The organism is Endozoicomonas sp. NE40 (assembly GCF_040549045.1).
Lineage (GTDB): Bacteria > Pseudomonadota > Gammaproteobacteria > Pseudomonadales > Endozoicomonadaceae > Endozoicomonas_A > Endozoicomonas_A lisbonensis.
The window spans coordinates 2,013,089-2,033,535 of the sequence record NZ_JBEWTB010000002.1 but is presented as its reverse complement, the minus strand read 5'-3'; the positions used below and the strand labels follow the sequence as shown (position 1 = coordinate 2,033,535).

The following is a 20,447-nucleotide window of genomic DNA, read 5'->3' as shown; positions in this document are numbered from 1 at the left end:
GGTGGCAAAGTCCTGATTGTCTAACCCCGTGTTTGGTCATTGACAGATAGTTGATATATGTCGGGTAGGACACGAATTCCACTGGTCAGCTTCAGGTCCGGGAATGGAGGGTTGTCAAAAGACGCTTCAATGAAAAAGGCGGTCCAGCCTTTATCAGCAGGTTCGGGCAGGAAACGGTACACCCAGGGTGATGTGCTGACCGGCTTCAATGGCTTGCTGTTAAAGCGTAATCCCTGTTGTTTCAGTTCATCACTGCGGAAATCACGAGCTTCTGGATTATGGCAGAACCAGACACAGGCTTGTTCGGGTTCTTCACTGAGTCGCAGCTCAATACCGCCATCGTCCAATGGTTGCCAGGACATGACGGGCGCAGAATCAGCCAGCAGCACGCCATAGGCCGAAGCCATTAATTCCGTTGTGTTGATATTGGCTTCACGTCCCAGGTAATGACTGCAGTTTGGCAGGTACCGCAGCCATTTTGGCTGTGACAGTTGATGGTAGTAAAAGCGGGCAGAGTCGGGAGGGAAAAACTCATCACCACTGGCATTAATGACAAATTTGGGCAGTTGCAGGAACTCTTTGTAATGGAAAGGGTCTATCAGCTCTAACAGTTGTTGGGTTGTCTCTGACTCCAGGGCTTCAAGAATATTATGGTCTTCGTCAGCGTAGTCTTTAATAGCCGGTGACCAGCCGTTGTAGACATTATGGTGATGACGAATACACGCTTCTATGTTCAAAACATCAATCACAATCGGAATCACTGAAGAAACCCGAAAATCAGCACTGGCTGTCAGCCAGCTTACCCAGCCCCGTTTAGAACCTCCGGACAGAATAAAGTCATTTACCTCAATATTCTGCGTGTCAGTAAATGCTTCAATGACATCCATAGCTTTTACCACAGCTTTTACCATAGGCCATTGCAGTGGGTAAAAACGGTTAGCTTCAGGGTTTTCCAGAAACTGCTTCCAGCTCCAGGCAACCAGATCATCTTCTGAACGCGGCTTACCATCAGCAAAGGATATGGGCTGGTTTGGAATATCTTTCAGACTGGCAACAGGGGCTCCGGTAAGGCGACACAGAGCTGCGCTGTCGACCTGAGAGTGAGGTGTGGTTTCCATTGACAGATCATGGCGTGTTCCGCTGTTAATCATGAGCAGGCAGGGCTGGTGGTTATCTTTCGCTGGAAGGTAAAGGTGTAAGCGGTGCTGCCACTGTTGATGGTTAACGTCAGAGGTTTCACCTTTGGGCCATGTGAGCGAAGTCAGCTCCAGTTGAACGGCTTTCACCTGGCCTTCCAGTTGTTCTTCAGCCAGAACGGTCCATTGAAAATTTGGTTCGGGCAGTGCGAGAAAGTCGCTGAGTACCTGATTCATCATGACTGTCCGCTGATAATTCTTATGGAAGTGATTTCGGCCAACCCCGGGCAAGCTTTGACGGTTGCGCTCTTGAGAGGCCGTCTGAATATTATCCAGATAGCATAGAACTTTTTCACGCATCGACAGGTCAAACCCCTGTAAACAAAAAATGTTCACCAGTGGACAATTCTCCATTGGGCAGTGTTAATGGACATAGCTAATGGACATAGTTAATGGAGAGGTTTGCCTTGTATTAAATAAGAAAGAAATACTGCCTTTCCACCAGAGTTAGGCTACATATTTATAAGTTTCAATAGCTCAAGCTGTCGATCAAAGCGTTATCAGGAGCGTCTCGTGCTAATAGTAACTGAAACCCCCAGACTGCTGATTCGAACCTGGCAGGAAAATGACCTGAAACCTTACGGTGAAATAACAGGCCACAGTGATCTGCCCCAACGGTTCAGCAATGACTCTCCTGCCTCCAGACCAGAAACAGAATTATGGCGTTACCAGCTGGAACTTGATCAGAAAGGCTGGTCACGATGGGCTGTTGTTCATAAGGAAACGTATCGGCTGATTGGCTACTGTGGTTTTTCCAGTTATGGGAAAAGTGTAGAGCTTAGCTGGCGTTTTCTACCAGAGTTTCGCGGACGGGGGCTGGTGCTTGAAGCGGCTCAGTCTGTTGCCAGACTGGGGTTTGAACGGTTTGGTTTCCGGGAGATTATCTCCTATACGGCGCCCGATAACGAGTTTGCAGTGGATGTGATACAGACACTGGGAATGCATCTGGATGGTTTTGAGGGCTGGAGTAATATGACGGTTGCCCGGTATAGCCTGGTGTCCGCAGTATCCGCTTCTTCCTGAGCTTGTTTTTTTAGAGCTTGTGCAAAGTATTTCAGGATGAGTCATGATGGTTTTTGTGCTGCGCCACACTATTACAGCGCCATACTAATACAGTGCCACACTAATAAAGCATCATGAGTACAACACCAGAAAAGAACATCCACTTTATTCACCTGTCTGACCCTCAGCTGATTCCAGCGGGGGAAATGAATTACGACATCAATCCACAGTTACGGATAAGGCAATGTATTGATGCCATTTTGTCTGACTGTGTCAGCCTCTCATTAGATTTTGCCGTGATCACGGGAGACCTGACCCACTGGGGGGAAGAGGTCGCTTACAAGGTTTTAAGAGAGGAACTGAGCCGGTTACCTTTTCCTGTTTATATGTTGATGGGCAACCATGATCAAAGGGAGACGTTTTCAACCGTTTTTCCTGAACATCCCATAGATGATGAAAGCGGATTTGTTCAATACATTCTGGACAGTTCGGCAGGCCGGATGATTTTTCTGGATACTCTGGATGTGGGAAAACGCAGCGGCGTTCTCTGTCAGGAGCGGTTGCAATGGCTGGAGAGCATGCTGACGGACTCTGAAGGGCAACCTGTTTATCTGTTTATGCATCATCCGCCGTTTACTGTCGGGCTTTCGGCAATGGACGACGATAATCTGGTGAATGCGGATGAGTTTCTTCAGGCTGTGAAACCTTACCTGACGCAAATCCGGCATATTTTCTTCGGACACTTACACCGCACAGTGACAGGAAGCTGGCATGGCATCAGTTACTCCTGCCCTTTGTCGCCTGTTCATCAGACTGCTTTTGAATTTGGTAATAAACCTGAAAGTAAAAAGCCTTCTTATGTTTCGCCTGAGCCTCCTGCTTACCATCTGGTTGAACTAAAACCTGAACAGGTGGTTGTGCATTCACGACTGTTTCTGCATAGTGAGCCCGCCATTGATAGCCGGTCCTGTTACCGCTATCAGTTGCATGGTCAATTGAACAAAGAGTGAGAAGCTATGTCTTACAACGACCCGGCTCTGTTACAGCAGTGGGAAGATAGGTTTGTTGAGTTTTTGCAGGGGCGGGAATCGGATGATGCTTCTCATGACATATCACACTTCCAGAGAGTCTGGCGAACCGCCTGTCGAATAGTGAATGAAGGCGATATGAGTGTTAACCGGCTGGTTATCCTGACCGCCTGCTATTTCCATGACATTATTGTTCTTCCCAAGAATCACCCTCAGCGTTCAATGGCTTCAACATTGGCAGCAGAAGAGACTGAACGCTGTCTGAAAGCACTGGCATTCCCGCAGGACCTGATTGGTGAGGTGTGTCATGCGGTGAAAACACACAGTTATTCGGCAGGCATACCGGCAGAAACCATTGAAGCAAAGGTGGTTCAGGATGCAGACCGGATGGAAGCTTTGGGTGCTATTGGCCTTGCCCGCTGTTTCTATACCGGAGGCAAGCTGAAACAGAAGCTGTTTGATCCTGAAGATCCGTTGGCAATGCATCGCGAACTGGATGACCGCGTCTATTCTCTTGATCATTTCGAGCTGAAGCTGCTGAAAATTGCAGACAGTATGCAAACGGAAGCAGGACAGCGGATGGCTGAGCGAAGCAGCCAGTTTCTGCGGGATTTTCGTGATCAGTTGTGTCGTGAACTGAAGGGCGAATACTAAATATAAATAACATTTGTAATAGCGGTGTGATCGCTTTTATACTCGGCTCACTTGTCGGAGCGCCTAAGGCTGAGACTGTACTAATACTGTACAGAATCCGTTGAACCTGATCAGGTTAGAACCTGCGAAGGAAACAAGTGAGCAATACATTGACGTTTAATAAGAGCTGCCCTGTTAATCTTATAGTCGGGGTATAGCTACCTAATTCAGATCATATTTGCTTGGGCATTTCCGGCAAGCCATTTATATAAAACTAAAGGTTTAACCATGGCTTGCGAAAAACACAAACTTTCTTATTCCTCTCTGTTAGAGGATGCCTGTCGTCCTTTTCCATCGTCCCGGAAAATCTACATCTCTGGTAGTCGTGACGATATTCAGGTGGGTATGCGTGAAGTGTTGTTGAGTGATACTTCCGGCCGGTTTGGCAATGAAAAAAATGAACCGGTGAGAATTTACGATACCTCAGGCTCTTACACTGATGATAAGCCGCTACACGATCTTAAGCGTGGCCTCCCCCTGCTAAGAGAAAAATGGATTATTGAAAGGCAGGACACGGAGAAGCTGAAGGGAAAGTCTTCTGTCTACGCTCATTCCAGAAATCAGGATCTGCGTTTTGATTCTGTTCGTTTTGCTGAGAAAAAAACACCCAGAAAAGCGCAATCCGGAAAGTGTGTAACCCAGCTGCATTACGCCAGAAGGGGAATCATTACACCCGAAATGGAATATATTGCCATTCGGGAGAATCTGGGCAGAACCGCTGCCGGTATTGATTCACCGATTACGCCAGAATTTGTGCGCAGGGAAGTTGCAGAGGGGCGTGCCATTATACCCGCCAATATCAATCATCCTGAAACTGAACCCATGATCATTGGCCGGAATTTTCTGGTGAAGATCAATGTGAATATTGGTAACTCCGCTGTCACATCCAGCGTTGAGGAAGAGGTGGAGAAGATGTTGTGGGCCACTCGCTGGGGTGGCGATACGATCATGGACTTATCCACTGGCAAACATATCCATGAAACCCGGGAATGGGTTGTTCGAAACTCTCCCGTGCCTGTTGGTACCGTTCCTATCTATCAGGCGTTGGAAAAGGTTAAAGGGAAGGTGAAAGACCTGAGCTGGGAGGTTTTGCGGGATACGATTATCGAGCACGCTGAACAGGGGGTTGATTACATCACGGTTCATGCCGGGGTTCTGAGGGCTCATGCGGCAAAAACCAGGGACCGGGTAACCGGTATAGTCTCTCGTGGTGGCGGTATACTGGCCCAGTGGTGTGAATTGCATGATGCGGAAAACTTCCTGTATACCAATTTCCGGGAGCTGTGTGAGGTCTGTCAGGCTTATGATGTAGCACTGTCTCTCGGCGATGGCCTTCGCCCTGGCTCCAGTGCAGACGCCTGTGATGAGGCCCAGTACGCAGAACTGAAAACACTGGGAGAACTCACACAAATCGCCTGGGAGTACGATGTTCAGGTGATGGTTGAAGGGCCGGGGCATGTTCCAATGAACAGGATTAAGGAGAATATGGATCTCCAGCTTGAATATTGTCATGAAGCGCCTTTCTACACATTGGGACCTCTGACAACCGATATAGCACCGGGCTATGACCATATCACTTCAGGCATAGGCGCTGCCATGATCGGCTGGTATGGCTGTGCCATGCTCTGCTACGTCACCCCCAAGGAGCATCTGGGGCTGCCTAACCGTGATGATGTAAAGGCTGGCGTCATTGCCTACAAAATTGCTGCCCATGCCGCTGATATTGCCAAAGGTCATCCGGGGGCAAGAGTAAGGGATGATGCACTGTCAAAGGCACGTTACGAGTTCCGCTGGGAAGACCAGTTTAATTTGTCGCTCGACCCTGAAACAGCCGTTGCCTATCACGATGAAACCTTGCCGCAGGATGGGGCTAAGTCCTCAGAGTTCTGTTCAATGTGTGGACCTGATTTCTGCCCTATGCGGATGACTCAGGATGTTCGGGAGATGGACAGTAGCAAACAGCCTGCTTTGTAGATACCGGTATCGACTGCCCTTCTTTGCTGATGTATTTCAGGAGCTTTTTCTGTCAATGGAATGACAGAAAAAGCGGCTGCTAGTGCTGCTAAACGGTAAAAACCATGCAACTTTTCTCAGCGTCACTCCCGCGAAGGATGTTGTGCCTGCTTTTACAGGACAGAGGCAAGGGTATCTATCAAATGTGTCGTTTGTTGCTTATTGCCCAGAGTAATGCGTAACCCAAGCTTTGCCTGACTATCCATTTTGGGACGAACAAGAATATTCGCTTCTTTTAGCTTTTGCTCAACCAGAGAAGGTTGCTTGAAAAATACCCAGACATAGTTGGCTACGGACGGCCAGTACTCAATTTTCTGCTTATCCAGAAATGCCTCAATCATTGGCTTCGAGACTTCAATCACCTCTTTCACGTACTCCTGTGTATATTCAGGATTGGCAAGCGCGGCATCAATCGCAACCACCGCCAGCTGATTCACGTCATAAGGTCCACGGACATTCAGTAATGCGTTGATATTGTCTTTACCGGAAATAATGTAACCCAGTCGTACAGATGGAAGTCCCCAGGTTTTGGAGAAAGTGCGGGTGACCAGCAGGTTAGGGTATTGCTCAACAGCGTCGCAAACCGTTTGCCGGGTATATTCGAAATAGCACTCATCCACCAGAATGGCTGCCTCTGGCGCAGCTTTGGCAATGTCCAGAATATCATTCCTTGCGATGGGGGTTCCACAAGGGTTGTTTGGGTTCGCTATGACAATCAGTCGGGTTTTATCGGTAATAGCGTCCATGACGGCCTGTTTTGGAAAACCGTTTTCTCTGGAATAAGCGGGTTCGATAATGTTCAGGTTTTCAATTTTTGCGCACTGGTGATACATGGCAAATGTTGGTCCGGGGATAATGGCTTCGTCGCCTTCTCTGCACGCCGATCGAATGATCAGGTCTATCCCCTGGTCTGAACCGTTGGTGGTCATAACCTGATCGGGCTTTACTCCGCAGTAGTCGGCAATTTTGTGAATAATGTCCCCATAAGCAGGATAAACCTGAAGCTGGTCATCGTTAATAAAATCGATCAACGCCTGCTTAACTGCCGGAGAAACCGGAAGCACTCGTTCATTAAAATCAAGCAACAGGTGCTGGTGGTTATCCCGACCTTCCAGTGGTGGTTTGTATGCTCCCATTTGAGAAATGTGGGATTTGAAAACACTCATCAGCATCACACCTGTTCGTTTTATAAGTATGTAAAAAAGGTTCCACACAGTATAAGCGGAGCCGAACTGGTGATCTATCAGAGTTCAGTTTTTGTTGTTAGGGATGGGGAGTCTTTAAAGAAGCTGAATATTTTTAAATCGTCCTTCCGGCTGATCCAGCTGCTGTATGGGCCTGTTTTGAAGATTGGGAATACAGCTGCTTTGGGGATAATTGTCCAGATACCAGTTTCCTCATCCCGGAGTCCAACAGGGCTGGTGGCAACCAGCGGAACAAGATCACCAAACGACATACCATTATTCAGTGCATCTGCCGCTGCCGCAGGATCAAGAACTCCCAGTTGCTCTATGGATACACTGCCAATACAGACTATGTGTCCATTGCTGGCGAAACTTGCTATTCGTCCCAGAGTACAATGTTTGACCAGTGTCTTGTGGTATGACTCTTTGTCTGTTGATTTGTCGACGACAATTGTATTGATGGCTAATCCTTCCCGGATTTGATCTCCGGAATATCGTGGCAGGCGATGTCCGAATCCCAGCATCAGTTTATAAACAAAGTTTGAAATATCCTGACCTCGTTGTTCGTCGATACCTGTAATGCCTTCACCCCAGGCAAAAGAGCGGTGGTAGTTGCGTTCAAAACCTGCATAACCCGGATAGTGGAAAATCACGTTGTGCAATTCTTCAAGATAGTTTTGAACTGTTGAAGTGACTGGAACTGACTTCAGGTGATCAGGAAGCTTCTGGTCAGGGTCTTTAGGATTGAGTTGCGCAGATACCAGTTTGGCTTCGTAAATTGCCCATGGTCTGCCAGTAAGATCAATACTGACTACCTTTGTGCCGGAACGATTCGCCATAAGGATCGCGCCCGATCTCAGTCCCTCCCCTCCTTCTGCCACACTCTTTAACACTCCTTCTTCCGCTCCCAGAATCACAGGCATCGTACCGGGCATTAGCATCTTGTAATTGTTATATACAAAAGTTCGTTCAACTCTTGGTGTCCTGACCATTTTCGGGGTCTTATTGATCGCTTCCCTGAAGGATTCCACAGATGATGAACTTAATCGTCCAATATGACGTGAGCGGACAAATTTCAGGCCAAACTCTTCCCGCCAGATAAGAAACCATGAGTCTTCTTCGGGGCTGATAGTGTCATTCAGATCGAATAACTGACCAAGAATATAAACAGGCGTATTAGCAGGAATACGAGTACTTGATGATTTCTGGTCTGTAGCGGTGTTGGCTGTGCCTGCCAGGTCTTTTGTTAGCGGTGTATCGGTGGGAACAGACAAAGCATCAGTGTCGTCCAGAGTTATCCCCCTGGCTTCCGGAGTGTAAGTCTTGAGAAAGGAGCCGTGATCGACAATATTCATAAATGTTTCTATATTGGCATCGAAACCGGACAGGTCATATAGAGGGGCGGGCTTGAATGTTCCGGCTATAACCTTTTTGGCTGCCTGTTTAAGATCCCCGGTGGAGTTGATGACTTCAGTCACCCGGTCTTTATCCCAGGGAGATAAAAAAGATGAGACCACATTGTTTTTGCCGATTGTTCCCAGTGATTGCTGACGGTCAAAGCTGAGTGTATTGGCTATTTCATCAAGGTTTTGCAGCCCTTTGTAGATGACTCCCGGTTGGTCGCTTGGGGAATAGGCACATAAATTGACCGATAATGCTGAAGCAGCCAGTCCGGATAAAAGTTGTCTGAGTTTCATTGGGTTTCGTTCTCTTTTTGAAAGTTGTGTGAAATGTAGTTCTTTATATGTAACTTTGAGCGTTTTTTATTCTGGATTTCAGATGGGAGTTCCTGAGAAACTTCTCAGTGATATTTGAGAGAGAAGATCGCAAGACATATCATGCGGGCAGAATAGAATTGGGGCTGTCGATGGAAAAATTACTGAGCCTGCTGGCTGATGGTCATTTCCACTCCGGTGAAGAGCTGGGAGAGGTGCTTGGTATCAGCCGGGCGGCTGTCTGGAAAAAGCTGAAAGCACTTGAAGGGCTGGGTCTGTCTCTGGACTCAGTGCGGGGCAAGGGCTACCGTCTGGGGCAGGGGATAGAGTTGCTGGACCAGGCCAGGATTGAAGCAGAGCTGGACAGAGCGTTAAGTAAATCAATAAAACTTCATACCTGTTTCAGCACAAGCTCTACCAATGATCTCGTTAAAGAGCTGAGTGATGGTCAACCTGGCAACCTGACATTTTGCCTGGCAGAGCATCAAACCAGTGGCAGGGGCAGGAGAGGCAGAACCTGGGTCAGCCCTTTTGGCTCGACCATTTCCATGTCTGCAAACTGGAGAATCAGTGAAGGAACTGCTTCACTGGAAGGTCTGAGTCTTGCCGTCGGGCTGGCTGTGTTAAAAGCTCTGGAGGCTAATGGAGCAAGAAACCTTGAGCTGAAGTGGCCAAACGATGTGCTCTGGCAAGGGAAAAAGCTCAGCGGTATTCTGCTCGAGGTGCATGGCGACCCTACGGGTGAGTGCGATGTCATTATTGGTATTGGCATTAATATAAAACTCAGTGAAGAGCAGAGAAAAGGGATCGGACAGCCTGCTGTCGACCTTTATCAGGTTTGCGGTAAAACCGTCAGCCGTAATGCTGTGGTAGCGCAGCTTATCAATACGCTCAGCCACATGCTGGAAGGGTTTTCCCATGGCGGCTTTGCTTTGTACAAAGATCAGTGGAGTGAACATAACGCTTTCAGAGGGCAGGAAGTGACTATCGAAACGGCAGGCCGAAAGGAAAGGGGTCTGAATGCCGGGGTTAATGAACAGGGTGGTTTACTGATAGAAACGGAAACAGGTATCAAAGTGTTTAACGGTGGTGAAGTGTCGTTGAGGAAATCATGAGAACCCTTCAGTTCGATGCGGGTAATACCCGCTTAAAATGGTTGCTGCGGGAAAATAGCCAACCAGCCGGTTCTGGCTTTTTCTGTAACACAGAGGACTGGGATACAGTGCTTCCCTGTTTTCTCGATACGGTTGGCAAGCTGGATCAGGTAAGCATCTCTATTGTGTCTGCTGATGAACGCTTTGAGCAGATTAAAAAGCATGTTCTTGCGACACAGACTGTACCTTTATATAAAGCAGCGGCAAAAAAAGTATCGGCTGGTGTAACGTTGTCTTACGACGAACCGGAAAAACTGGGGGTGGATCGCTGGCTGGCCATGCTGGCAGCTCACGCGACCAACACTCAGGACATTAAAATCGTTGTCGATTGCGGTACAGCCATCACTATTGATGTGCTGGACAAAACCGGGCTTCATCTGGGCGGGTATATTGTTCCGGGTATCAGCCTTATGAAAAAAACACTGGCGTCTAATACGGCAAAGATCAGGTATGTTGAATCAACCGATAACAGTGATCTTGCCCTGGGCAGAAATACTGCCGATTGTATTCATCATGGTGCGCTGGCTATGTCACTGGCGCTGGTTGATCGGGTGGTCGCTCAGTATCCGGGCTCCCGTGTCATTCTCTCCGGAGGAGATGGCGGTCAGCTTGAAGAGTTAATCGATGTCTATAAAGAAGGAAGGGTGAGTTTAATGCCTGACCTGATAATGGATGGTCTGGAAATAGCAGTCAGGGAAGATAGAAAAGGATGCGCTGGATAATATTGTTACTGCTAATAATGAATACAGGCTATTTTGCCTGGGGAACCTACCAGCAGTCACAGAGCCGTTATGTAAAGCCCGTGGTGTCAGAGCCTGAGAAACCGCAGGGAAAACGCCTGGTTCTCTGGTCGGAAAGTGGCAAGAATCTTCCTAAATCTGATCTTCTGCCTGAACCTGTAGAGCGAAACGGGCATTCTGAGCCAGAGGCTGTCCAGAATGATCAATGTCTTGTTGTGGGTCCCTTCGGTTCATCGGCTAAGGCTGACGAAATGCAGCAGCGCCTCTTTTCACTGGGAGTGACCAGCAAAGAGCGATCCGATAATGAAGCAAACAGCTATGACCACTGGGTACACATTCCACCGCTTGCTGGCAGGGAGGCTGCTATCCGGCTTCTGCGGGAACTTCAGGGTCAGGGTATTGATAGCTTTGTTATTACACAGGGAGAGTTGGCAAACGGAATATCTCTGGGGCTTTTCAGTAAAGAAGCTTCGGCTAATAAAGTCAGCAGTCGTTTATTGCAGGCAGGCTATGAAACCCGGATCAAGCGCCTGGCAAGACAGCCTCAAACCTATTGGCTGGAGCTGGCAGACAAACAGGCTGATAAAGTAACAGACGCTATGTGGGAAAATTTTGCGGATGAATACAACGGTCTGAAAGTATTAGAAAAAAGCTGCAAAGGGATTGCATCCGAACCATCAATTCACTAATATACGCCTGCGCTTCGGGGACAGCCAAGCAAGCAGTTCGATCGACTGGGTCAGTTGATTGAGTTTTCTAAATAACTCGCTGAGTTAAACATTGAAAACAACAGCTTGACTTTGAAATGTCGCCAGATACAATAGCGCAGCGTTCGGTGGGGTTCCCGAGCGGCCAAAGGGATCAGACTGTAAATCTGACGCGAAAGCTTCGCTGGTTCGAATCCAGCCCCCACCACCAAGTTCTTGTCTTTGATCTTGAAATTATGGAAGATTGAAGGCTGTGTGAGTATCACAAGATGTGAGTCTCGCTATGCGGTTTATGTTGCGGGTATAGTTCAATGGTAGAACCTCAGCCTTCCAAGCTGATGATGCGGGTTCGATCCCCGCTACCCGCTCCAAAATTAATCTTACCCTTTTATTGGTAGGAAGTTGCTCTTATAGCTCAGTTGGTAGAGCGCATCCTTGGTAAGGATGAGGTCACCGGTTCAAATCCGGTTAAGAGCTCCAGAAGCATAGGGGTAGATAGAGTGTTTTATCTGCCCCTTATTTTTATGCCTCACAGATCAAAAATAATAACGCTTTTCAGATAAGGTATGGTCAATTATAATTGGTCGGTCCTTGTATCTAGAGAAGCAAAGTAAGGCGCTCGTAGATACAGGCCAGTAGTTCAATTGGTAGAGCACCGGTTTCCAAAACCGGCTGTTGGGGGTTCGAGTCCCTCCTGGCCTGCCATTTCTTGATTCAAGCCTTCACTCTTTTGTCATGTTTACTGTTTTTGAGTGGGGCTTTTCTAGAGAGAAAATCAAACTAATGAGTGGAAAACCAGAAGTGACGGCTGAAGGTCGTCTTGATGGCCTTAAGTGGGGTCTGGTATTTGCCCTGATCGCTGTCGGCGCTTACGGGAATTATTATTTCTCTGCTGAGTCTGTTCTTTACCGCGTTGTAGCCTTGCTGGCTCTGGGTGCTGTTGCCGGCTATATTGGTCTGCAGACAGTGAAAGGCGGTGCCTTCTGGAACCTCGTTAAAGATGCCAAGGTTGAGATTCGCAAGGTTGTCTGGCCTACACGCCAGGAGACTGTGCAAACCACGCTGATTGTTGTCGCCGTGGTTATTGTTATGGGTCTCATTTTATGGGCGCTCGATTCTCTGCTAGGCTGGGCTATCAGCAGCTTGATTGGATAGGGAAAGAACTATGGCGAAGCGTTGGTATGTAGTGCATGCCTACTCCGGCTACGAAAAGCAGGTAATGCGTTCGCTGAAAGAGCGAGTGCAGCGATTCGGTATGGAGGATCTCTTTGGTGAGATTCTGGTGCCAACCGAGGAAGTAGTCGAGATTCGGAACGGTCAGAAGCGCAAGAGTGAGCGTAAGTTCTTTCCTGGCTACGTGTTAGTTCAGATGGAAATGAACGACGATAGCTGGCATCTTATTAAGGATACGCCGCGAGTGATGGGCTTTATTGGCGGCACAGCCGACAAGCCAGCGCCGATCACCGAGAAAGAGGCGGACGCTATTCTCCAGCGTGTTCATGAAGGGGCCGAGAAGCCTCGTCCGAAGACGCTGTTCGAACCTGGTGAGATGGTTCGTGTTATTGACGGTCCTTTTGCGGACTTCAATGGCGTGGTTGAGGAAGTGAATTACGAAAAGAGTCGCCTGCATGTGGCAGTAATGATTTTCGGTCGCTCCACACCGGTAGAACTGGAATTCTCCCAGGTCGAGAAAGTCTGAGATAAAGACTTTTTATACTGAAACCCTGCACTGGTTGGTAAATTACCAAACGCTGCAGGGTTTTTATCTAAGGGCATGATTTTGGGCGAAGGTTCCGGATAATGTCCTGTTAATGGGTAGCTGAATTGACTGACTGAATGGTGAGTCAGGGAAGCGTTGACCCAATGTAGAGGTTGCAATGGCTAAGAAAGTCGAAGCTTACATCAAACTGCAGGTGCCTGCAGGTAAAGCTAATCCTTCCCCACCCGTAGGTCCAGCACTGGGTCAGCACGGCGTGAACATCATGGAGTTCTGTAAGGCGTTTAACGCTAAGACTCAGGAACTCGACGCTGGTATGCCTGTGCCAGTTGTGATCACAGTATACGGTGACCGCAGCTTCACATTCGAAACCAAAACTCCGCCTGCCTCTGTACTGCTGAAAAAAGTACTGAAGCTGAAGAAAGGTTCCGGCCGTCCTAACACTGAAAAAGTGGGTACTGTTACTCGCGAACAGCTGCTGGAAGTTGCCAAGATCAAAGAACCTGATCTGACCGCTGCTGACGAAGATGCGGCTATCCGCACTATCGCTGGTTCCGCTCGTTCCATGGGTCTGAATGTGGAAGGTGTAGAATAATGGCGAAGATGTCCAAGCGCGCAAAAATGATTGCTGAGAAGGTTGAAGCTACCAAGGCTTACTCCTTCGAAGAAGCTGCAAACCTTCTGAAAGAAGTTTCCAGCGTTAAATTCAAAGAATCTGTAGAAGTTGCTGTGAACCTGGGTGTGGATCCTCGTAAATCCGACCAGGTTGTACGTGGCTCTTCTGTTCTGCCAAACGGTACTGGTAAAGACGTTCGCGTTGCTGTGTTCACACAGGGTGCTAACGCTGAAGCTGCTAAAGCTGCTGGTGCTGACATCATTGGTATGGACGATCTGGCTGCTCAGGTTAAAGCTGGCGAACTGAACTTCGACGTTGTTATTGCTTCTCCGGACGCAATGCGTGTTGTGGGTCAGCTGGGTCAGATCCTGGGTCCACGTGGCCTGATGCCTAACCCTAAGGTGGGTACTGTAACTCCTAACGTTGCTGACGCGGTTAAGAACGCTAAAGCGGGTCAGGTTCGTTTCCGTACTGACAAGAACGGTATCGTTCACGCTGGTATCGGCAAGATCGATTTCGATGCTGCTTCCCTGAAGCAGAACGCTGAAGCGCTGATGGCTGAGCTGAAGAAGCTGAAGCCTGCTACCAGCAAGGGCGTTTACATGAAGAAGGTTACCCTGTCCTCTACTATGGGACCGGGCCTGACCATCGACATTGCATCTCTCGAGATCTGATTAAGGGCTTTTGTCTCTCAGACAACTGGCCTGAGTTGCAGGTGGTCAGAGGAACTGACTGTCTGTGACTTAAAAGACTTTGGGGTCTCCGGTTTCGGAGGTCGTCAAAGATCGTAGGTGTAAAGACCTGTTCCTGCCCTCAATTGGGTGGGGTTCGTCTAAGGGATGGACAAAAAGGTTGGCGCTTAATTTCCTGCGTAGACGGTGAACACGGATCTGGAACGATTTTCCTGATTCAGTGACCCATCACCGTATTGTAAGTCCCTGATGCATAGCTTTTTTATATAGCTTTTATGCAGCAGGGTTAACTTCGGATATTTGGAGTAAAGCCCATGGCGTTAGGACTCGAAGACAAGAAGGCGATTGTCGCCGAAGTCAGCGAGGCTGCACAAAGCGCTCTGTCGGCTGTTATTGCGGATTACCGTGGTCTGACTGTTGGTCAAATGACCGAACTGCGCAAGCAAGCCCGTGACGGTGGCGTATACCTGAAGGTTGTACGTAACACTCTGGCTCGCCGTGCAGTTGAAGGCACTGATTTTGAGTGTCTGCAGGACGTCCTGGTAGGTCCAACAGTTCTGGCCTTCTCTCAGGAAGATCCAGGCGCGGCTGCGCGTCTGATGAAAGACTTCGCTAAAGAGAACAAGGAACTGGAAGTTAAGGCACTGTCCATCTCTGGACAGGTTCTGGGCGCAGAGCAGATTGATGTTCTGGCTAAGATGCCTACTCTGGACCAGGCTCGCGCAATGCTGATGAGCGTAATGATTGCACCTGTGACCAAGCTGGCACGGACTCTGAACGAGTTCCCGGCAAGCATTACACGTGTAGTGGCAGCTGTTGCCGACGAGAAGAAGAAAGCCGCTTAATAGCGTTCTGCTTTCTGTCTTTTTTAAATGAATTTCGGGGTTTATACCCCAACCCAATTTTTTGGAGATATAGACATGGCACTGTCTAAAGAAGATATCCTGAATGCAATCGCTGAAATGTCCGTAATGGACGTTGTTGAGCTGGTTGAAGCAATGGAAGAGAAGTTCGGCGTTTCCGCTGCTGCTGCTGTTGCTGCTGCTCCAGTTGCCGCTGAAGCTGGCGCTGCTGCTGAAGAAAAGACTGAGTTCGACGTAATCCTGACTGGCGCTGGCGACAAGAAAGTCAACGTAATCAAGGTTGTACGTGCTGCTACCGGCCTGGGTCTGAAAGAAGCTAAGGGCATCGTTGACGGCGCTCCAGCTCCTCTGAAAGAAGGCGTGAGCAAGGACGAAGCTGAAGAGCTGAAGAAGCAACTGGAAGAAGCTGGCGCTTCCGTAGAAGTTAAGTAATTCTACGTAAAGTTGCATAATCCGGGGTCTATTGCATAATAGTCTCAGGTGGGCTGGTGCCTGAATGGCACCGGCCTTTTTCCCGTTGTATGAGCTGTATCGTTTTGCTACTTAAAGCAATGATGAGCTCAGGCAGTCATAAATGAAAATATTTCGTCACCGTTTTTGTGCAGGTTTTGTATAAATATTGCGCAGGCGCAGGTGGGGAAATTTTTTTTTATGGCAATAGCTACATCTCATCGCAAAATAAAGTGACTGAAATGTAGGTATAAACCCTGAAAATGATATAGAAGCCATGTACACTGGTAGGTTCCGGAGTCGTTCTGGGCGGACAGGTGTACGGTTTGGATCACTTCAGGGGGATGTCAGTCATGGCGACTGGCATTGGTTGCACGAGTGGCGGAAGGTTCAGTTAGCCAGACGCTAAAGCTCATGCAACGGTTTAACGGTTGTTAATCACCGTATTCATTGGGTGTCAAAAGGGGGCCACCCGCCCTCATCAAAACCTAGATGGCCAGACCAGACGGTCTGAAGCCAGGACCAGGTGACCAAGCTGGGGAACGCTGATGGCATACTCGTATACAGAGAAAAAACGCATCCGCAAAGACTTCGGCAAACTGCCGCATGTCATGAATGTGCCGTATCTTCTGGCGATTCAGCTTGATTCTTATCACAAGCTGCTGCAAACCGGAAAAGAGCCGGCCGCGCGTGAAGACATTGGTCTGCACGCTGCCTTCAAGTCCGTATTTCCAATTGTTAGTTACTCTGGCAATGCGGCGCTGGAATATGTGAGCTACAGGCTCGGTACTCCGGCTTTTGATGTCAAGGAATGTCAACTTCGTGGTGTCACTTACGCAGTACCTCTGCGTGTGAAAGTGCGCCTGATTATCTATGACAAAGACTCCGCCAACAAGGCGATCAAGGACATCAAGGAACAGGAAGTCTACATGGGCGAAATTCCGCTCATGACTGAAAATGGTACCTTTGTTATCAATGGTACTGAACGTGTAATCGTATCCCAGCTGCACCGTTCTCCGGGTGTGTTCTTCGACCACGACCGTGGTAAGACTCACTCTTCCGGTAAGCTGCTGTACTCTGCTCGTGTTATTCCTTACCGTGGCTCCTGGTTGGATTTCGAATTCGATCCAAAGGACCAGCTGTTCGTACGAATTGACCGTCGTCGTAAGCTGCCTGCCACTATTCTGCTGCGTGCCCTGGGCATGGGCAACGAAGAAATTCTGGATTACTTCTTCGATACAGTACCTTTCCAGATTGGTTCAGAGAATGTAAGTACCGATCTGGTTGCCGATCGTCTGCGTGGTGAAGCCGCAAGCTTTGACATCAAAGACAACGAAGGTAATGTAATCGTTGAGATGGGTCGTCGTGTGACTGCTCGTCACATCCGTCAGCTGCAGAAAGCAAACATCCAGCGCATCGAAGCTCCGGTAGAATACGTTTACGGAAAAGTCCTGGCTAAGACCGTTGTGCACCAGGCTACCGGTGAGATCGTTGTTGACTGCAACACCGAAATCACTACGGAAGTTTACGAAAAACTGCTGGCTGCTGGCGTTAAGAATATTGAAACCCTGTACACCAATGAGTTGGACTGCGGTTCCTATATCTCTGACACCCTGCGTGCTGACACCACGACTAACCGTCTGGAAGCACTGGTAGAAATCTACCGTATGATGCGCCCGGGCGAGCCGCCTACACAAGAAGCTGCTGAAGCCCTGTTCGGTAACCTGTTCTTCTCTGCTGAACGTTATGATCTGTCTGGCGTTGGTCGTATGAAGTTCAACCGTCGACTGGGTCGTGAATCTGATACGGGTCCGGGTGTACTGGATAATCAGGATATCGTTGATACCCTGAAAACTCTGGTAGACATTCGTAACGGTAAAGGCGTCTGTGACGATATCGACCACCTCGGTAACCGTCGTGTCCGTTCCGTTGGTGAAATGGCTGAAAACCAGTTCCGTGTTGGTCTGGTACGTGTTGAACGCGCCGTTAAGGAGCGTCTGAGCCTGGCAGAATCTGAAGGCCTGATGCCTCAGGATCTGATCAATGCCAAGCCTGTGGCTGCTGCCATCAAAGAATTCTTTGGTTCCTCCCAGCTGTCTCAGTTTATGGACCAGAACAACCCGCTGTCTGAGGTAACTCACAAGCGTCGTGTATCTGCGTTGGGTCCGGGTGGTCTGACCCGTGAACGTGCTGGTTTCGAGGTTCGGGACGTACACGCGACCCACTATGGTCGGGTTTGTCCGATCGAGACCCCTGAAGGTCCAAACATCGGTCTGATCAACTCTCTGGCAACTTACGCTCGTGCCAACGATTACGGCTTCCTGGAATCCCCGTACCGTAAAGTGGTTGAAGGTCAGGTGACCGATCAGGTGGATTACCTGTCTGCGATTGAAGAAGGCGAATTCGTCATCGCACAGGCTTCTGCTGGTCTGGACGACGAAAACCGTCTGACCGAAGAACTGGTCAACGTACGTCACCGTGGTGAAACACACCTGATGGGTCCGGAAAAAGTTCAGTACATGGACGTTTCCACTAAGCAGGTTGTGTCTGTAGCGGCATCCCTGATTCCATTCCTTGAGCACGACGATGCTAACCGGGCCCTGATGGGATCGAACATGCAACGTCAGGCGGTTCCAACTCTGCGTGCTGACAAGCCGCTGGTTGGTACTGGTATGGAACGCAACGTAGCGTCCGACTCCGGTGTTTGTGTGGTGGCCCGCCGTGGTGGTTATGTCGATACTGTTGACGCGGCTAGAATCGTTATTCGTGTAAACGATGATGAAGTTCAGCCGGGTGAAGCGGGTGTAGATATCTACAACCTGACTAAGTACACACGTTCTAACCAGAACACCTGCATCAACCAGCGTGCGCTGGTGAAGAACGGCGAGCGTATCGCTGCAGGCGACATCCTGGCTGACGGTCCTTCCGTCGACATGGGTGAACTGGCTCTGGGTCAGAACATGCGCGTGGCCTTCATGCCTTGGAACGGTTACAACTTCGAGGACTCCATTCTCATCTCTGAGCGTGTGGTTCAGGAAGACCGTTTCACGACTATCCACATTCAGGAACTGACCTGTGTGGCGCGTGATACCAAACTGGGACCAGAAGAAATCACTTCTGATATTCCAAACGTGGGTGAGTCCGCTCTGAACAAGCTGGACGAAGCCGGTATCGTGTACGTAGGTGCTGAAGTAGGCGCAGGCGACATTCTGGTCGGTAAGGTAACGCCTAAGGGTGAAACCCAGCTGACTCCGGAAGAAAAACTGCTGCGTGCGATCTTCGGTGAGAAAGCCTCTGACGTTAAAGATACGTCTTTGCGTGTACCAACTTCTGTTAAAGGTACCGTGATTGACGTACAGGTATTCACCCGCGACGGCGTTGAAAAAGACAGCCGCGCCCAGGCCATCGAAAAGGCGGCACTGGACGAATACCGTAAAGACCTGAACGAAGAGTTCCGGGTGGTTGAGGAAGATACCTTTGACCGTCTGCGTGAAGCTCTGCGTGGTCAGTCTGTAGATCGTGGTCCGGCTCTGGCGAAGGGCGACACTATCTCTGACGAATATCTGGACGGACTGGAACACGAACAGTGGTTCAAGCTGTCCATGTCTGACGAAGCTCTGAACGAACAGCTGGACCTGGCCAGAGAACAGCTGAAAGAACGTCGTGCTCAGCTCGACGAGCGTTTCGAAGACAAGAAGAAAAAGCTGCAAACCGGCGACGATATGGCACCAGGCGTGCTGAAGATCGTTAAGGTTTACCTGGCTATCAAGCGTCGTATCCAGCCTGGTGACAAGATGGCGGGTCGTCACGGTAACAAGGGTGTTATCTCTATCATCATGCCTGTGGAAGACATGCCACACGATGCGGAAGGTAACCCGGTTGATATCGTATTGAATCCACTTGGTGTACCTTCCCGTATGAACGTTGGACAGGTACTGGAAACTCACCTGGGTGCAGCTGCGCGCGGTCTGGGTCACAAGATCAATCGTATGATCGAGTCCCAGAAGAAAGTGGCTGAAATTCGTGACTTCCTGGATCAGGTATACAATGGCGTAGGCGGCAGCCGTCGTCAGGAAGATCTGGATTCCTTCTCTGATGAAGAAATCATGGATCTGGCGAAGAACCTGCGTGGCGGTGTTCCAATGGCGACTTCCGTATTCGACGGTGCCAAGGAATCCGAAGTTAAGGAACTGCTGCGTCTGGCTGACATGAGCGACACCGGTCAGGTGACTCTGTTTGACGGTCGTACAGGTGATTCCTTTGACCGTCCGGTAACCGTTGGTTACATGTACATGCTGAAGCTCAACCACCTGGTTGATGACAAGATGCACGCACGTTCCACCGGTTCTTACTCTCTGGTTACCCAGCAGCCGCTGGGTGGTAAGGCCCAATTCGGTGGTCAGCGATTCGGTGAGATGGAGGTATGGGCGCTCGAAGCATACGGTGCCGCCTACACCCTGCAGGAAATGCTGACAGTTAAGTCCGATGACGTGGCTGGTCGTACCAAGATGTATAAGAACATCGTCGATGGGGACCACCGTATGGAGCCCGGAATGCCTGAATCCTTCAACGTACTGTTGAAAGAGATTCGCTCTCTGGGTATCGACATCGAGCTGGACACCGAATAACAAAACGTGAGGTAAGGCAGCTGTAAAAGGCTGCCTTGCATCGCGAGGA

17 protein-coding genes, 4 tRNA genes and 1 riboswitch are annotated in these 20,447 nt (G+C 49.2%); of the genes, 18 read left to right on the top strand and 3 right to left on the bottom strand.

The genetic code is table 11. The features are described 5' to 3' along the window. Window positions 1-20: 20 nt before the first annotated feature. Complete coding sequence (locus tag V5J35_RS10160; RefSeq protein ID WP_354016330.1) at window positions 21-1,496, bottom strand: PhoPQ-activated protein PqaA family protein; 1,476 nt, start codon at window positions 1,494-1,496, stop codon at window positions 21-23. Window positions 1,497-1,709: 213 nt separating this feature from the next. Between V5J35_RS10160 and V5J35_RS10155 the strand changes: the two genes are divergently transcribed. The 4 genes from V5J35_RS10155 to thiC all read left to right on the top strand — a co-directional run bounded on the left by V5J35_RS10155 (window position 1,710) and on the right by thiC (window position 5,893). Beyond that, window positions 1,710-2,219 carry a GNAT family N-acetyltransferase gene (locus V5J35_RS10155; protein ID WP_354011111.1) on the top strand — a complete coding sequence of 170 codons (510 nt, stop codon included), beginning with the start codon at window positions 1,710-1,712 and terminating at the stop codon, window positions 2,217-2,219. Between the two features lie 113 nt (window positions 2,220-2,332). Next, window positions 2,333-3,208: a phosphodiesterase gene (locus V5J35_RS10150; RefSeq protein ID WP_354011110.1), complete on the top strand. Its 876-nt coding sequence runs from the start codon at window positions 2,333-2,335 to the stop codon at window positions 3,206-3,208. Between the two features lie 6 nt (window positions 3,209-3,214). Beyond that, a complete protein-coding gene (locus V5J35_RS10145; RefSeq protein ID WP_354011109.1) occupies window positions 3,215-3,880 on the top strand; it encodes a phosphohydrolase in 666 nt (221 codons plus the stop codon). A gap of 45 nt (window positions 3,881-3,925) precedes the next feature. Next, window positions 3,926-4,030: riboswitch (TPP riboswitch) on the top strand. 117 nt (window positions 4,031-4,147) lie between these two features. After that, entirely contained in the window at window positions 4,148-5,893 is a 1,746-nt protein-coding gene (gene thiC / locus V5J35_RS10140) for a phosphomethylpyrimidine synthase ThiC (protein ID WP_354011108.1), read from the top strand. Between the two features lie 152 nt (window positions 5,894-6,045). Here the strand turns inward: thiC and V5J35_RS10135 are convergent, their stop codons facing one another. Both V5J35_RS10135 and V5J35_RS10130 read right to left on the bottom strand, forming a co-directional pair. Continuing rightward, the gene (locus V5J35_RS10135; protein WP_354016329.1) at window positions 6,046-7,098 is read right to left on the bottom strand and encodes a pyridoxal phosphate-dependent aminotransferase; all 1,053 of its coding nucleotides are present in this window, start codon (window positions 7,096-7,098) and stop codon (window positions 6,046-6,048) included. 77 nt (window positions 7,099-7,175) lie between these two features. Further along, window positions 7,176-8,813: a hypothetical protein gene (locus tag V5J35_RS10130; protein ID WP_354011106.1), complete on the bottom strand. Its 1,638-nt coding sequence runs from the start codon at window positions 8,811-8,813 to the stop codon at window positions 7,176-7,178. 170 nt (window positions 8,814-8,983) lie between these two features. On the opposite strand from V5J35_RS10130, the gene birA reads away from it, so the two are divergent. The 14 genes from birA to rpoB all read left to right on the top strand — a co-directional run bounded on the left by birA (window position 8,984) and on the right by rpoB (window position 20,398). Beyond that, on the top strand, window positions 8,984-9,946 hold the full coding sequence (birA, locus tag V5J35_RS10125) for a bifunctional biotin--[acetyl-CoA-carboxylase] ligase/biotin operon repressor BirA (protein WP_354011105.1): 963 nt from the start codon (window positions 8,984-8,986) through the stop codon (window positions 9,944-9,946). Continuing rightward, complete coding sequence (locus V5J35_RS10120) at window positions 9,943-10,707, top strand: type III pantothenate kinase (protein ID WP_354011104.1); 765 nt, start codon at window positions 9,943-9,945, stop codon at window positions 10,705-10,707. The genes birA and V5J35_RS10120 overlap by 4 nt, the downstream gene beginning before the upstream one ends. After that, window positions 10,695-11,414: an SPOR domain-containing protein gene (locus V5J35_RS10115; protein WP_354011103.1), complete on the top strand. Its 720-nt coding sequence runs from the start codon at window positions 10,695-10,697 to the stop codon at window positions 11,412-11,414. The genes V5J35_RS10120 and V5J35_RS10115 overlap by 13 nt, the downstream gene beginning before the upstream one ends. 145 nt (window positions 11,415-11,559) lie before the next feature. Then, window positions 11,560-11,643 (top strand) — tRNA-Tyr (locus V5J35_RS10110). 86 nt (window positions 11,644-11,729) lie between these two features. Then, window positions 11,730-11,803 (top strand) — tRNA-Gly (locus tag V5J35_RS10105). Between the two features lie 33 nt (window positions 11,804-11,836). Next, window positions 11,837-11,912, top strand: a tRNA-Thr gene (locus V5J35_RS10100). 149 nt (window positions 11,913-12,061) lie between these two features. Next, a tRNA-Trp gene (locus tag V5J35_RS10095) sits at window positions 12,062-12,137 on the top strand. 78 nt (window positions 12,138-12,215) lie between these two features. Next, a complete protein-coding gene (gene secE / locus V5J35_RS10090; protein ID WP_354011102.1) occupies window positions 12,216-12,587 on the top strand; it encodes a preprotein translocase subunit SecE in 372 nt (123 codons plus the stop codon). Window positions 12,588-12,597: 10 nt separating this feature from the next. Then, window positions 12,598-13,131 carry a transcription termination/antitermination protein NusG gene (gene nusG, locus V5J35_RS10085; protein ID WP_034877890.1) on the top strand — a complete coding sequence of 178 codons (534 nt, stop codon included), beginning with the start codon at window positions 12,598-12,600 and terminating at the stop codon, window positions 13,129-13,131. Window positions 13,132-13,309: 178 nt separating this feature from the next. Then, window positions 13,310-13,744, top strand: a complete 435-nt coding sequence (gene rplK / locus V5J35_RS10080) for a 50S ribosomal protein L11 (RefSeq protein ID WP_262565531.1) — start codon at window positions 13,310-13,312, stop codon at window positions 13,742-13,744. Then, on the top strand, window positions 13,744-14,439 hold the full coding sequence (gene rplA, locus V5J35_RS10075) for a 50S ribosomal protein L1 (RefSeq protein WP_354011101.1): 696 nt from the start codon (window positions 13,744-13,746) through the stop codon (window positions 14,437-14,439). The genes rplK and rplA overlap by 1 nt, the downstream gene beginning before the upstream one ends. 332 nt (window positions 14,440-14,771) lie before the next feature. Continuing rightward, window positions 14,772-15,302 carry a 50S ribosomal protein L10 gene (gene rplJ, locus V5J35_RS10070; RefSeq protein WP_354011100.1) on the top strand — a complete coding sequence of 177 codons (531 nt, stop codon included), beginning with the start codon at window positions 14,772-14,774 and terminating at the stop codon, window positions 15,300-15,302. Between the two features lie 75 nt (window positions 15,303-15,377). Then, window positions 15,378-15,752 carry a 50S ribosomal protein L7/L12 gene (rplL, locus tag V5J35_RS10065; RefSeq protein WP_262595299.1) on the top strand — a complete coding sequence of 125 codons (375 nt, stop codon included), beginning with the start codon at window positions 15,378-15,380 and terminating at the stop codon, window positions 15,750-15,752. A 566-nt stretch (window positions 15,753-16,318) separates the two neighbouring features. Then, on the top strand, window positions 16,319-20,398 hold the full coding sequence (gene rpoB / locus V5J35_RS10060) for a DNA-directed RNA polymerase subunit beta (RefSeq protein ID WP_354011099.1): 4,080 nt from the start codon (window positions 16,319-16,321) through the stop codon (window positions 20,396-20,398). Window positions 20,399-20,447: the final 49 nt, after the last annotated feature.

Bases quoted from the DNA above. Each gene is read 5' to 3' on its own strand.
- V5J35_RS10135 (WP_354016329.1), bottom strand. From the start codon at position 7,098: ATGAGTGTTTTCAAATCCCACATTTCTCAAATGGGAGCATACAAACCA.
- nusG (WP_034877890.1), top strand. From the start codon at position 12,598: ATGGCGAAGCGTTGGTATGTAGTGCATGCCTACTCCGGCTACGAAAAG.
- V5J35_RS10115 (WP_354011103.1), top strand. From the start codon at position 10,695: ATGCGCTGGATAATATTGTTACTGCTAATAATGAATACAGGCTATTTT.
- rplL (WP_262595299.1), top strand. From the start codon at position 15,378: ATGGCACTGTCTAAAGAAGATATCCTGAATGCAATCGCTGAAATGTCC.
- rpoB (WP_354011099.1), top strand. From the start codon at position 16,319: ATGGCATACTCGTATACAGAGAAAAAACGCATCCGCAAAGACTTCGGC.
- V5J35_RS10160 (WP_354016330.1), bottom strand. From the start codon at position 1,496: ATGCGTGAAAAAGTTCTATGCTATCTGGATAATATTCAGACGGCCTCT.
- thiC (WP_354011108.1), top strand. From the start codon at position 4,148: ATGGCTTGCGAAAAACACAAACTTTCTTATTCCTCTCTGTTAGAGGAT.
- rplK (WP_262565531.1), top strand. From the start codon at position 13,310: ATGGCTAAGAAAGTCGAAGCTTACATCAAACTGCAGGTGCCTGCAGGT.
- rplJ (WP_354011100.1), top strand. From the start codon at position 14,772: ATGGCGTTAGGACTCGAAGACAAGAAGGCGATTGTCGCCGAAGTCAGC.
- V5J35_RS10130 (WP_354011106.1), bottom strand. From the start codon at position 8,813: ATGAAACTCAGACAACTTTTATCCGGACTGGCTGCTTCAGCATTATCG.
- V5J35_RS10145 (WP_354011109.1), top strand. From the start codon at position 3,215: ATGTCTTACAACGACCCGGCTCTGTTACAGCAGTGGGAAGATAGGTTT.
- secE (WP_354011102.1), top strand. From the start codon at position 12,216: ATGAGTGGAAAACCAGAAGTGACGGCTGAAGGTCGTCTTGATGGCCTT.
- V5J35_RS10120 (WP_354011104.1), top strand. From the start codon at position 9,943: ATGAGAACCCTTCAGTTCGATGCGGGTAATACCCGCTTAAAATGGTTG.
- birA (WP_354011105.1), top strand. From the start codon at position 8,984: ATGGAAAAATTACTGAGCCTGCTGGCTGATGGTCATTTCCACTCCGGT.
- rplA (WP_354011101.1), top strand. From the start codon at position 13,744: ATGGCGAAGATGTCCAAGCGCGCAAAAATGATTGCTGAGAAGGTTGAA.
- V5J35_RS10150 (WP_354011110.1), top strand. From the start codon at position 2,333: ATGAGTACAACACCAGAAAAGAACATCCACTTTATTCACCTGTCTGAC.